This is a genomic window from Sphingomonas sp. CCH15-F11 (assembly GCF_001557005.1).
GTDB lineage: Bacteria > Pseudomonadota > Alphaproteobacteria > Sphingomonadales > Sphingomonadaceae > Sphingomonas.
In genome coordinates, this window is the sequence record NZ_LSKG01000165.1 from 22,766 (window position 1) to 35,513 (window position 12,748).

Annotated in this window: 10 protein-coding genes and 2 tRNA genes; 4 read left to right on the forward strand and 8 right to left on the reverse strand. The window is 63.7% G+C overall.

Going from position 1 to position 12,748, the window contains the following annotated elements:
• The first annotated feature begins 16 nt into the window (after positions 1-16).
• The 4 genes from AX709_RS16600 (at position 17) to AX709_RS16615 (ending at position 4,765) form a co-directional block, all read left to right on the forward strand.
• A complete protein-coding gene (locus tag AX709_RS16600) occupies positions 17-607 on the forward strand; it encodes a hypothetical protein (RefSeq protein ID WP_066551033.1) in 591 nt (196 codons plus the stop codon).
• A gap of 107 nt (positions 608-714) precedes the next feature.
• Positions 715-1,443 (forward strand): fimbrial biogenesis chaperone, encoded by a 729-nt coding sequence (locus AX709_RS16605; protein ID WP_082731834.1) that lies wholly within the window; start codon positions 715-717, stop codon positions 1,441-1,443.
• The gene (locus tag AX709_RS16610; RefSeq protein ID WP_082731835.1) at positions 1,443-3,923 is read left to right on the forward strand and encodes a fimbria/pilus outer membrane usher protein; all 2,481 of its coding nucleotides are present in this window, start codon (positions 1,443-1,445) and stop codon (positions 3,921-3,923) included. Before AX709_RS16605 ends, AX709_RS16610 begins: the two co-directional genes overlap by 1 nt.
• Positions 3,920-4,765, forward strand: coding sequence for a hypothetical protein (locus tag AX709_RS16615; protein WP_066551039.1), 846 nt, complete (start codon positions 3,920-3,922; stop codon positions 4,763-4,765). Before AX709_RS16610 ends, AX709_RS16615 begins: the two co-directional genes overlap by 4 nt.
• Positions 4,766-4,780: 15 nt before the next feature.
• Here AX709_RS16615 and AX709_RS18775 read toward each other — a convergent pair whose 3' ends face one another.
• From AX709_RS18775 to AX709_RS16655, 8 genes are all read right to left on the reverse strand, one after another.
• Positions 4,781-5,155 (reverse strand): hypothetical protein, encoded by a 375-nt coding sequence (locus tag AX709_RS18775; RefSeq protein ID WP_156454310.1) that lies wholly within the window; start codon positions 5,153-5,155, stop codon positions 4,781-4,783.
• Between the two features lie 841 nt (positions 5,156-5,996).
• Positions 5,997-7,352 (reverse strand): HlyD family type I secretion periplasmic adaptor subunit, encoded by a 1,356-nt coding sequence (locus tag AX709_RS16625; protein ID WP_197418996.1) that lies wholly within the window; start codon positions 7,350-7,352, stop codon positions 5,997-5,999.
• Positions 7,345-9,060 carry a type I secretion system permease/ATPase gene (locus AX709_RS16630; RefSeq protein WP_066684781.1) on the reverse strand — a complete coding sequence of 572 codons (1,716 nt, stop codon included), beginning with the start codon at positions 9,058-9,060 and terminating at the stop codon, positions 7,345-7,347. The genes AX709_RS16625 and AX709_RS16630 overlap by 8 nt, the downstream gene beginning before the upstream one ends.
• 103 nt (positions 9,061-9,163) lie before the next feature.
• Entirely contained in the window at positions 9,164-9,550 is a 387-nt protein-coding gene (locus AX709_RS16635; protein ID WP_066551045.1) for a hypothetical protein, read from the reverse strand.
• 403 nt (positions 9,551-9,953) lie between these two features.
• A tRNA-Pro gene (locus AX709_RS16640) sits at positions 9,954-10,030 on the reverse strand.
• A gap of 80 nt (positions 10,031-10,110) precedes the next feature.
• Positions 10,111-10,185 (reverse strand) — tRNA-Ile (locus tag AX709_RS16645).
• Positions 10,186-10,205: 20 nt separating this feature from the next.
• A complete protein-coding gene (locus AX709_RS16650; RefSeq protein WP_066551046.1) occupies positions 10,206-11,258 on the reverse strand; it encodes a hypothetical protein in 1,053 nt (350 codons plus the stop codon).
• Positions 11,259-11,260: 2 nt separating this feature from the next.
• Positions 11,261-12,748: sensor histidine kinase (locus AX709_RS16655; protein ID WP_066551047.1), on the reverse strand; the 1,488-nt coding region annotated here is incomplete at its 5' end.

The window sequence follows — 12,748 nt, forward strand, 5'->3', positions numbered from 1 at the left end:
AGTAGGGGATGAACTCATGAAGAAGCTTCTGATGGCCGCCTCGGCCGCAGCGATCGTCGCAGCCGCGCCGGCCTCGGCGCAGACGCTGAGCACCGGCAACACGCTCACCTATAACGTTTCCGCCGAAGTCGGCGTCATCTGCGGCGTCTACAACGCGGCAGGCACCTCGATCGACGTCAACTTCAACGAACTGGCAACTGTGGCCGAGGGCACCGAGATTCAGCGCCCTGCGGGCTCGGCCTCTTACCGCTGCAACGACGCCGACGGCTTCACGCGCACCATCTACTCGCAGAATGGCGGCACGCTGAACCGTGTCGGCACCACTGGTGGGGCCAATAACTCGATCGTCTATGACTTCCAGCACGGTGGCGGCAGCGGTTTGGGCCTGGCGAAGGGTCGCTTGCCCACCCAATCGGCAGCGCCTGGCCAGAACTTCAACGGCAGCACGGCCTTTCTGAACGGCCAGACCGGCAGCGTTAACTTCTTCGTGCGCGGTGTCTTCAACACCAACGGCAACGGCACGGGGAGCAACAATGAAGCGCCCGGCACGACCGTGTTCGCCGGCAACTACACCGACGTCGTGACGATCGCAGTGACTGCGCGTTGATTACGACGGCATGAGTCGGGCGGGCGGCTATCAAGGACCGCCCGCCCGATCCACCATTTTTAAAGCTTTTCTATTCAAGTAAGTTGCGTGTTGGGGGAGGGGGAGCAATGTTGGCGACACGTCTTCGCGGCGTAGCTTTCGCTTGCGCGTTATTGGCTACGGTCTGCAGCGCGGCACCATCTTATGCCTATGAGGTCGGGCCTCTGCGCATCTTCCTGGTGCCCGCTGAAGGTCGCAACCAGTCATCGCTGTCGGTGAACAACGACCGAGACGAACCGCTGCCGATCGAGATGAAGGTGTTCAAGCGGCTCACTGCACGGGACGGGTCTGAACAGCTTATCCCCGCCGACGGCGACTTCATCATCTTCCCGCCCCAAACGCAAGTCGCGGCGAAAAGCTCGCAGTCGATCCGCATGCAATATGTCGGCGAGCCGGTAGTGCTTGAGAGCGTCTGTTACGTCGTGCAGGTCACCGAAGTGCCGGTAATTCCGCCTGGCTTTTCGGGCGTTCGCTTCGCCTATAATTTCGGCGCGGCGGTTTACGTCGAACCGGCACGCGCCGCTGCCAAGCTGGGCGTGACTGGCGTGGAACGCATCGATGGCGGCATCCGCCTCATCATCCGCAACGCCGGCAACAAGCATGTGCTGCTGCAGCACCAGCGGCTGACCATTACTGCTGATGACCAGAAACTCGAATTGACCGGGTCGGATCTGGCGCAGCGCGTCGACAACCCGACTCTGCCGCCCAACATGGAGCGTGTGATCGATATCAAATCGCCCGAATTGAGAGGCACCGGGCAAGTCATGGCTGAAATCCGGGCAGGCACCGGAGCGTAATGCTTGGCGTTCAGCGCCGGCTGACGCCGATCGGGCGATTGGCGCTGACATCCGTGCTCGGCACAGGCCTGCCCTGCTTTTATGACGCGGCGGTTGCGCAACAATCGTTTCAAGCAACGCCCCCCCCCACCGCGACGCCCCCGCAGCGTTCGCCTGTTGCCACGCTTCCTTTGCCAATTGTTTATGAGGGCCGGGTGGTCGGCACCGCGCGTGCCACGGTGTCCCTGACCGATGTCGTTGCTGTGTCAGGTGGCGATCTTGCCAAGGCGCTTGAACCGTCCGTTTCTGCAGACGTCATCGACGCCCTAAAGGCGCTGGGAGACGCACCCGCTCCAGCTGCCGATATCCGCGCGACCGGCGTCGTCGTAAATCTTGACACCGCAACAATCAGCCTTGCCGTTTCAGTGCCGACATCCCTGCGCGGGCCACAGGTATTTTCGGGCCTGGGTCGGGTTAATCTGGATGGATTGGAGCGCGTCGATCCGAGCAAATTCGCGTTCGGGCTTACAGGTGCGTTGATCACGAGTTCCCGACTCGACCAGGATGTGGATCCAAATGCCTCGCTGGGCGTCACCGGTTTCATGAACCTGGGCGGGGTGCGGGGTTTCAACCTCACCTTCGCCGGCGAAGCCAATTTGCGCGGCGACGGCCAGCGCTTTCGGCGCGACCGAATTGTCGGCTTCGTCGACCGGCCGGAAAAAGCGCTGCGCTTCTCAGCCGGCGATTTGTTTCCCGCCCTTCCGCGTCTTGCAGGTCAGGTCGAACTGCTCGGTGCAAGTTTCGAGCGTAGCTATCAAACGCTCCAGCCACTGGAGAACGTCCGGCCTAGCGGACGGCGTGCTTTCGTGCTCGATCGGCGCGCTCGTATCGAGGTCTACGCAAACGGCGCCCTGGTTCAGTCGTTCGAGGCCCAACCCGGACCGATCGACATTCGCGATATTCCCGCAACTGCGCTCAGCAACGACATCTCGATCGTGGTGGAAGACGATTTCGGGCGACGCGAGCTCGATAACTTTTCCCTCGGCTCAGACATCTTCCTGCTGGCGCCGGGCGTCTCGGAGTTCAACGTGTCGGGCGGCCTGCTCCGCGACATCGAAGCCAACGGTATCGGCTACACCAGCGACCCTGTCGTCAACGGCAGCTACACGCGTGGCATCTCCGATACCCTTACACTTGGCGGCCACGTCGTTCTTACAGAGAAGATACAGAACGCCGGCGCATCTGCTGCGATCGCGACGGTTGGCGGCATCGCGCAAATTGAAACCGGCGTGAGCAATTCCGATAGTCGCGGGGCCGGCGTTGCAATCGGCTTGGCTTACCGCGGTGACCCGTTCCGACTGACCCAGCGGGGCGGATTTTTGAACCTGACTGCAGACTATCAGTCGCGCAACTATCGAACCTTTTCAACATTGGGGATTCGCGACGATATCAAGTTCGAACTGCGCGCCGATTACCAGTTACGAATTAACGACCGCTTCGCGGCCAATGCAGGTGCTTCCTATTTCGAACGCTACGGCCCCGGCGGCGCGGACAAGGGTGTGTTTGCGGGTTTGTCGACCACCTTCGACCGCTTCACTGTGAATGTCACCGGGCGATATGCGACGCGTGGCGACGGGCGTAAGCAGGTGGGAGCGTTCATCACGGCGTTCCTGCCGCTCGGACGCCGCACTGTCTCGGTGGCATCTTATGACACAATCGACAATGTCGCGCGCGCCGAGGTGCGGCGGCAACCGTCGCTGACGCTTCCCGATTACGAATATTTTGTCCGGGCCGAGCGCAATAGGAACGTAACGGATTTGACGTCGCGGCTGGGCTTTCTCAATTCGCGCTTTGCCAGTTCGATCGATCTGAGCCAACGCTTCGCGCGCCAGTCCGCCAACGACCCGCTGCGTGGCACGTTGCGGCTGCAATCGGGGATTGCCTTCGTCGACGGTCAACTGGGAATAGGCCGAGATCCAAGCCAAGGCTTCATCATGGTGCGCAGGCACCCTTCGCTGAAGCCGGGGCAGATCGAGATAGCTTCGGGGGCAGCCGGGCGTGAGCTTGGCACCGCGAATGGGCTTGGACCTGCAGTGATCCCAAATTTTGCGCCATTCCGTCCGCAGGAACTCCGCGTTAATGCGCGCAACGCGCCCACCGGCTATGACATCGGACCGGGGGATTATGTCGTTATCTCCGGCGCGCGCACCGGCACCTCGATCACCATTGGCAGCGACGCCTACCGCTCGATCGTCGGCACCTTGCGACGCGCAGACGGCTCACCGATTGCGCTGACAACCGGGCGTATCACATCCGATACGGGCGGAGAGCCAAAGACCTTTTTCACCAACCGCGAGGGACGCGTGTTCGTCGGCAACCTCTCACCTGGCCGTTACCGCATCGAGATCGACGGCACGTTCCTTACAGGTGAGTTCGCGGTCGGGGAAAAGGACGCGGCCATCCGCGACATCGGCGTCATCCAACTGGAGCAGACACAATGAACGGCCTCATGCTGATCCTCGCGTCGTCGCTGCTGGGCACAGCACCCGCGCTGGCGCAACCCTGCACAGGCTATACAGCTGACGCCCAGCAGCAGAGCGGGCTTGCCTATGATCCCACTGAAGTCACGCCACAGCTGGTTCAGGTGCTGATCCGCACTCAGGACGTCGACCTCGACAACTCATGCCAATCGCAGCGGATCGAGATTCGCCCGCTCAACAACTCAGGACAGATCACGTTACGGGGCAGTGGCGCAACGTTGCGATGGGAACCGTTCCGCTCCAGCGACACGGCATCGGTTGCACCGGCGGCAATCACCCTGACCGGCAACTCGCGGCGTCAGCTCCTCTCGGACGGGCAGGTGCTGATCGACCTGTTCCAGGTTCAGGCGGGCCAATATGTGCCGCCGGGAGATTACATCGCCGATGTCGAACTTGCCATCGGCCAGCGCGATGCACGTCCGTTTCAGATTACTGTGCGGGTCGTGCCCGCGCTTCGCTTGGTTAGTTCCGCCATTCAGAGCTTGTCTCTGGGCGAAGTCAGTGATGGCGGTGAAGCGGAGTCGACCTTTTTCTACCAGAGCAATGCGCTCATTCGCATCATCGCGCGATCGGATAATCGCGGGGTGCTGGTGCACGCGCGCGGTGCTGCTTTCGGATCAATCCCGTATCAAGCCACCCTCTCAGGTCAGACCCTTGACCTCAGCGCCGATGACGTCGTCACGCTATCCGATCGATCGACAGGTATTCGTGCGGACCAGCTGAAAGTGACCGTTTCGCCTCAGCAGGGGCGTTTTGCGGGGACCTACACCGATGTCCTGACGCTTGAGTTCAATGCTTATTGAAGTGGGTGTCTCGCATCAAAGCGGATCGATGGAAGCTGAAGCGAAACGGATGTCAGACAGGTCCTGACCGTAATCAAGAACCATTCGGAATGACCCTGGGCGCGTTGCTCGAACAGTCACCGAGTTCTGAAAAAGCGTGTGAGAGCCGTTATCAACGGCTGCGGAACGCAGCTGAAGGCCCGCCAGATCGCCATCAAGCCGGATGCGAAATGCCTCTGAATTGCACACGGCTTGGACCTCGACTTTACCAGTTGTCAGCTGAACGGGTCTGACCTCGACGACCGAGCAAAGCACAGGCACGTTTGCACTTAGCTGGAATTGAATATTGCTGGCACCGGCTGGTGAGGTCACCACGAGCACTCCGGCAGCTGCCACAATCATCGTTCGCATTGAGGCGTTCCGATATTTTTTAGGGTCCCCCTCCTTAGCTGCCTATCTGTCTATTGAAGGTTCTTGAGCTTAATTAGCGCGCCTTTAACCTTTGGTAACCGAGCCTGATTCACCGAATATAAGCCGGTTAGCCGCTACCGTCGCGTGTGATGCCGATAGGATTTCAGGAACCCTAGCGGTCACGCTAGGTCGTGGCGCAGCCAGCTTGCTAGCGTCGTAAGCTTCTCAAATTGAGACCAAAATGGCTCTATTTGGCTCATGATCTCGCTTGCCAGCTCATCTGAATCGGCCTAATTGTCCGTATCTGAAACGATTTTGGTTTTCTGTGCTTCGCGTTCTTTGAACAATATTGCGCGGGTTAACCGAGCGAAACTCGAGACTGGGCCGTTAGATAAGCCTCCTGTTGAGTTCTGGGGCATTTACTCATCAGGTAGAAGAAATGCTGCACAACGATCGGGTATTGCCGCCGACCACCAGTCGACGGCCTCGCACGGACAGTGCGCCCCTGGTTTCGACCGATACCGCTGGACACACGGATGCCACCTCTGACGAGAAATGGTCTCTTCGTAAGCGCGTGCTGACCATTGTCGCGCTGGGTGCCCTCGCTTGGCTGCCGATCATCCTCTTTATACTTTTCTTGTATCTTCGCTAAGCCACGTGCTCTCCTTGCGATCCAATAGATCGCCACGCGTGGTGCAAGCTGCGCGGACGTGCAAACGCTTGTGGCGGGTCCAGCGCTGCCTAAAGCGGAAGTCCTAAATACGGGTCATTTCGGTCACCCCCATGCCGCCTATCTGGCGGGCTGAGGCACAGCTTTCCCATCCACGAAGCGCGCGGGCGCTCATCGCTCGCGTAGTCCAGCCTCCATGACACTGCTGATCGGGTCGGTGACGTAGCTCAGCAGGGTTCGAGAGGGGCCCTCTAGGAACACCTCCACCGGCATGCCCGAAACGAGCGAAACCTCCCCTAGGCGCTTCACGACTTCGCCACGGTCAAGGCGGACGAGCAGCTGATAGAATACCCGTCCGTCTTTCGTCTTCTCGAGATCGCCGCCCACTTCGAACACCTCGCCGTAGAAGCTGTGGTGTGCCTCACGCGGTAGACCCGACAGAACGACCCGTGCGCGCTGACCCCGTCGAACCGAATCGATATCCAGCGGCGAGACCCGGACCCGAACCGTCAGCTGCGCTTCGCGCGGAACGATCTCCATCAGCTTCTCGCCCGCCCCGATCACCGCGCCAGGAACAGAGTGCTGGAGCGCAAACACAATACCATCCGCCGGCGCGCGCAGCTCAGTCTTGCGGACCTGGTCCCTCGCAGTGATGAGGTTGCGCTCCGCCTCGGCAAGTCGGGTTTGCAGGTCGGCCTGCACGCGCCCATTCTCATCGCGCCGCTCGTTTTCCAGCTCAATGATTTGCAGTTCCACACCGGAGATCGCCTCAAGCGATTGGGCGATGCTGCCGTCGAGCTGGGCACGGCGCGCCGCCAAATCGGCTTGCTGACCCTGCAGATCAAGCAGGCGGGGCTTCGTGGCGAGGCCTCGCTTATATAGGGAATCGATTGCTGCAACCTGTTCGGACATTAATGAAAGCTGCCGGTCGGTTATCGCGATTTGTTGCCGCGCTGCGTTGATCTGCTGGCGATACTGCGCGGATTGCTGCCTCAACACATCGCGCCTGTTCGCGATGGTTTGCCGCCCGGCCAGCAGGAGTTGGAACTGTCGATCCAATAACGCCGCAACCTGGGGGTTTCCTTGGTCACGCAGCGACGGATGCGAGAAGCTGAGCGTGGTCGCTCCATCACGCTCAGCTTCTAACCGCGCAAGTTCAGCGGCAAACTGACGCACCATGCGGATCGCCGCTTCATACTGCGCGCCGGATCGCACGTCTTCCAGCGTGGCCAGCAACTGGCCGCGGCGAACCGATTGACCTTCGCGCACGCGCACGGCGGCGAGTGTGCCCCCCTCGAGCGGCTGGATTGTAGAACGCAAATGTGCGGTTGAGATCTCACCTTGCGCGATAACTGCGCTTTGCAGCGGCGCGAGCGTGGCGGCTGCTCCCCCCACCCCAAAGAACGCGATGATGACCGCCGTCGCGATTCTGCGCGGTGCACGGATCGCGTCGTAAGGTGACAGCGAAGCCAATGACAGCGGTTCGGCCGAGCGCACGGCGCGCGGCACCGGGACGAGCTCATTCACTGTCAGCCACCTCCGTCGCGGGCTCCTGGGGCTGCGGCTGACCGAAGATACGCTGGATCTCGAGCGTTGGGCCGAATGCCCGCGCTTCGCCATTCACGATCAGCAGCACGGTATCCGAAACCCGCAGCATCGCCGGCGCGTGCGAAATCACCACGATCGCACAATCGGCACCTTTCAGTCCCTCGAGCGCGTCGATTAATGCAGCTTCGGAGCCTTGGTCGAGCGCGCTGGTCGGTTCATCGAGCACGAGGAGCACGGGGTCGCCATACAGCGCGCGAGCCAGGGCTACGCGCTGGCGTTGCCCGCCCGACAGGTTGCGCCCGCCCGGCACGATATGGGTGTCATAGCCGTTGGGCATTCCCTCGATCATCTCTGCTGCGCCGGCCCGCCTGGCTGCGCGCTCGATCGCGGCGCGATCGGCGACAGGCCCCATCCGCGCGATATTCTCGGCAATCGTGCCTTCAAACAGCTCGATCTCCTGTGGCAAATATCCGATATGACGCCCGAGCAGGTCAGCGTTCCACTGATCGATTGGTCGTCCATCGATCAGCAGCATGCCGGTATCGGACCGGATTCCACCCACAAGCAACCGTGCGATTGTGGACTTGCCGGCACCAGATGGTCCCGCAATCGCCATCAGTTCGCCGGGTTCGACCGAGAAGCGAACGCCCTTCACGGCGGGCCGCCGCGCGCCGGGATGCGTAAAGCTGACTTCCTCCGCGCTGACGCGACCACGCGGCCGTGCGGTCTCTACGTTGAGGCTGGCAGGCGCGCCCGGCAGGTCCTTCAACCCCGCAAATGCCAGGCGGCTTTCCTGAAGGCTCCGCCATGAATTGAGCATCTGGTCGACCGGCGCCAGTGCTCGACCCATGATGATCGAGCCAGCGATCATCAACCCCGGCTGCAATTCACCGTTGATGACCAGCCAAGCCCCGACGCCGAGGACGAGCGACTGCGAGAACAGGCGCACGAACTTGCCCATTCCGGCAAACAGGGCGTTGATGTCGCTGGTGTGGACATAGGCTTGGGCGGCGACGTCCATTCTGGCGTTCCAGCGATCGATGATGGCCGGCGCCATCGCCATTGCGCGTACCGTGTCGCTGGCCCTCAAGGCTTCGGTCATGTTCGCCTCGGCTTGATCGGTGGCCGCCACATAGGACGCGGCGCGAATCCGGGTGAGGCGATCGGACGCCAGCGAGATGGCAAACATCAAGGCGGCGGAAACGATGGTCAGCCACCCGATCCACGCGTGAAGGATGAAGGCAGCGGCAAAGAAGATCGGCGCGAACGGCACGTCAAGCAGCGGATTGAGCGTCACGCTGATAAAGTCACGGATGCGGCGCAAGTCGCGAATGCGCCGGGCACCGTCGGCATCGCCGCGCACCTGATCGATCATCGCTGCATTGAGGATGGCTGGCCCAAGGGTCGCGGAAAACCACATGGCCAGTCGCGCCGCAATTCGGGCACGCGCCGCATCCAGGATGCCGAACACGGCAAAGCTGACGGCGGCGAGCAAGGTGAGCAGGATCAACGTCTCGACCCGCATGCTCGACAGCACCCGGTCATAGACCAGGATCATGTAGACGGGAGAGGTCAGCGCCAGCACGTTGAGCAGGCAGGTCACCAGCGCCAGATAGCCGGCCGCGGGCATCAGTGCGCGGACCGCGGCGTCCGCGGCATTTAGATGATGATCAGCGGATACGGTCACGATCGGACGACGAGCGGTCCCATGAAAGGAAATGCAGGAAGCGGATAGCCGCTTCCTGCACGTCGCCATTTCACGAGAACGTCAGTTCCTCTGGATGCGTCGCTCAGATGATCTCGTCGAGCAGACCGGTGCCCAGATCGATTTCGGTCAGAACCGAAACGAACTTGTTGGCATGTGCCTCGCTCTTGAACGCGTATTTTTCGCTGCCGCTGACAAAGCGGTTGCCGAAATTCACGATCCAGCTGTCACCTTCCTTGGTGACCGAAAGCTGCGAGCCTGCGGCGTTGAACGGCGTGCGGCCATCTGGCGCGCCGACATTGCCGTTGCTGAGCAGGGTGCCGCCGAACAGCCCAGCCAGAAATCCAGAGTTGTCGCTTCCGGTCAGTTCCTTGGTGCCAGAAACGCCCTGACCCCAAACGAAAAGCTTGCCGTTATTGACCCAGAAACGATTGGCGCCACCATTGGTATCATAAGACTGGTCGAAAGACATTTGGAGTTCTCCGGGAGGATGTTGTTTGATTCAACGCAAGCACTCTAGCCGGGTGCCGCGGTATGCCCATCAGCCCCAGCTTGTCTTTGGCGAACCCGTTTTTTGGTATGATCTTGCTTTACGCAACAACGGCCGATCAACCTGGGGCAGTACGTAGCGGCTACTTCATCGATTCGCTACCTCCGGGTTGCGTGAGATGGGCGAGCGAGGACCTTCTTGTTCCACTTCGGATCGATCGCGCGCAAAGCGCGTCGACGCGATCCTTCTCATCGGCGAACGCTTCGGGTCCGGGTCGTCAGACTCGGAAAGCCGCATATGGAGCGGAAAACCGGAACCGCATGAGCCTGCGGCGGTCAGGGCGCAATGTCGCGCGCCGGTTGCCCTGAACCGGCGGCGATCGACTTGGTCGGGGAGACAGGATTCGAACCTGCGACATCCTGCTCCCAAAGCAGGCGCGCTACCGGACTGCGCCACTCCCCGACCGGAGCCGCGCTCTAGCCGTTCGGCGGACGAAAAGGCAAATCTTTCCTGCGGCGCGATCGGCGCAGCGCAGCGCCGTGTGGTGGGCCCGGCAGGATTCGAACCCGCAACCTAGCCGTTATGAGCGGCCGGCTCTACCATTGAGCTACAGGCCCCCTGTCGCTGCCCGGCCCACCTAGCGGAGGCGGGCGGAACCCGGCAAGCCCTTTGCATTCCCCACCAGCCGCGCGATCAGCTCGGCCTCGCCGATCGCCCGGACGCCCAGCCGGTCGAGCAGCGCCAGCATCGCGTCCCACCACGCGTCGAACCGCTTCAGGTCGCCGGCATCGCGGACATATGGGGTGTGGCCGGGCACCAGCGACGGCGAATGAAACGAGAAGTTGAGCAGGCCCGCCGGCGCGTCCGCCACCGCGCGCTGCACCGCCTCGCGCGCGTCGGCGATCGGCATCGCCTCGGGGCTGAGCGACACGCGCGACAGCAGGCCCAGCCGCGCGGCAATCGATCGCGCGCCCGGCCAGCCGACGATCCTGCGGTATCGCGCCGCCCCGTGCCGCCGCCACCGCCCGATATAGACCGTCGACAGCGGCAGCTCGACCAGCGGATGGTCGGCCAGCGGCCGGCGCGGCTCGGTCGGTCGGTCGGAAAAGTCGGGGCCCCCCAGCTTGCGATAATCGAACCCGGGGCGCTCCGACGTGTCGATCAGATAGCCGTGATCGGCCAGCAGCCGCATCGTGTCCGGCCCCAGCCCGTAGCGCCCGGCGCGGAACATGCGCGGCGGCGCGCCGAAGCTCAGGGTGATGCGGTCGGTCAGCGCCGCCAGCTTGGCGCGCTGCAGCGCGACGGGCAGGTTGCCGAGAAAGCTGTTGCGCGCCGTCACCGCTTCCTCGAACGGCGGATTGACCCAGGGGTGAAGCTGCGCGCCGATCGCCGATCCGCCCGGCGTGATCAGGCCGCGCAGCGTTTCGACCGCGCGCGGATCGGCGGCGACCGGATAGTCGACCAGCAGGATGAGCGGGACGCCCGCCGCCGCGAAGCGCGCGTGCGCGGCGGGCAGCGCGGCGATCGCGGTGGTCGCGGTCGCGCTGCGGCTGAACGGCGCGTGCCAGTCGAACTCCTCCTCGGTGTCGACGGTGACCGCGAAGCGCCACCCCAGCGCGTCGGGCCACAGCGACGACGGTCGCGCGCGCGCCTGCCCCGGCGCGGCGGCGGAAGGCGGCGGCGACGCCATCGTCAGGAACGGATGACCTTCTCCATGTCGGGATCATCGGCGGCGGGCAGGCGCAAGGTCAAGCGATCCGCGTCGATCGCCAGTGCCCCGCCCAGCTCGCGGGCGAGGTTGGTGACCAGCCGCATCGAAAATCCGGTGCTGACCAGGCCTTCGTCCTCCAGGTCGATCGTCGCACGCGCCTCCCCGGTGCTGAGCCGCAGCTCGCGCGGACAATCGATCGCGACCACCACTTCGCGGTCGCCGTCGCGCACCAGCCGGATCGCGATGCGCTCGCCCGCCTCCGTCACCGCGACCACCGTCGCGATCAGCCGCGCGAGCAGCCGCTCGACCGCCCGCCGGTCGCCGCGCACCGCCGCGTCGGTTTCGGGCAGGACGATCTCGGCGGCGCGCAGCGCGATCAGCTGGCTCAGGTCGCGGACGATGCCCGCAAGCACCGGCTGCATCGCGACGCGGCCGGGCCGCAGGTCGAGCGCATGCGCGTCCATCCGCGCGGCCAGGTCGATATCGTCGATGATCGCCAGCAATTCGCGCGCATTGGCCCGGATCGTCTGGGCGCGCTCGCGATAGACCGGCGGCACCGGCCCCAGGATCTCGCCCGCGATCATCTCGGCAAAGCCCGAAATCGCCCCGATCGGCGTGCGCAGCTCGTGGACCAGCTCGCGCAGCGTCTCCATCCGCCGCGAATCGCCCGATCGCCGCGCATGATCGGCGCGCTCGTCGGCGCGCGGCCGGCGCGCGGTGCCGCGATAGCCGGTGAAGCGTCCCGATTGCCGCTCGAACACGGGAACACCCGAAATCAGCCAGTCGCCCGCATCCGCGGTCCGGCCGGCGATCTGCAGCCGCGCATCGTCGAACCCGGCCCGGCGCTGCACCGCACCGGCGGCGACGCCGTCGACCCCGGTGCCGTTGGCGGGCGCGGGATGATGCAGCGACAGGCCGATCAGCATCGCCCGCTCGATCCCGTCGGCCCAGCGGATGACACCGTTGGCGTCGGCCTCGAACCGGAACGTGCCCGGCGGCAGGGCGGCGGCCGGGGTCGCAGGCGCCGGATCGGCGGCCACCGGCTCGCCCGCATCGCGCGCACGCTCGCGCCGCTGGTGATAGGCGTCGATCCGCGCGACGATGTCGGCGATCCGGAACGGGCCGGCCGCGCGCGCTTCGCCCGTTCCGGTTCCGGCCTCGGCCTGTTCGCGCGCGGACGCATCGGCGGCGGGTGCCTGCGCGACAAAGGGCAGGCCGCGTGCGATCGATCCGATCGTTGCAAAGGACGACAGCGTGGCCGGGGGTGGCGCGGGCGCGGCGGTAACCGCTTCCGCATCGGGATCGTCGATGCCGTCACGGTCGTCCGACAGCACGAAATCGGTGGCCCCGAACGCTTCGAGCGCCCGGCCGACCGCGGCGGGCAGGTCGGTGCGATGGCGCAGCACCGCGCGCCCGACCGGCGACAGATGCGGCAGCAGGTCGAGCCAGTCCGCCGCGTCGAGCGTGAC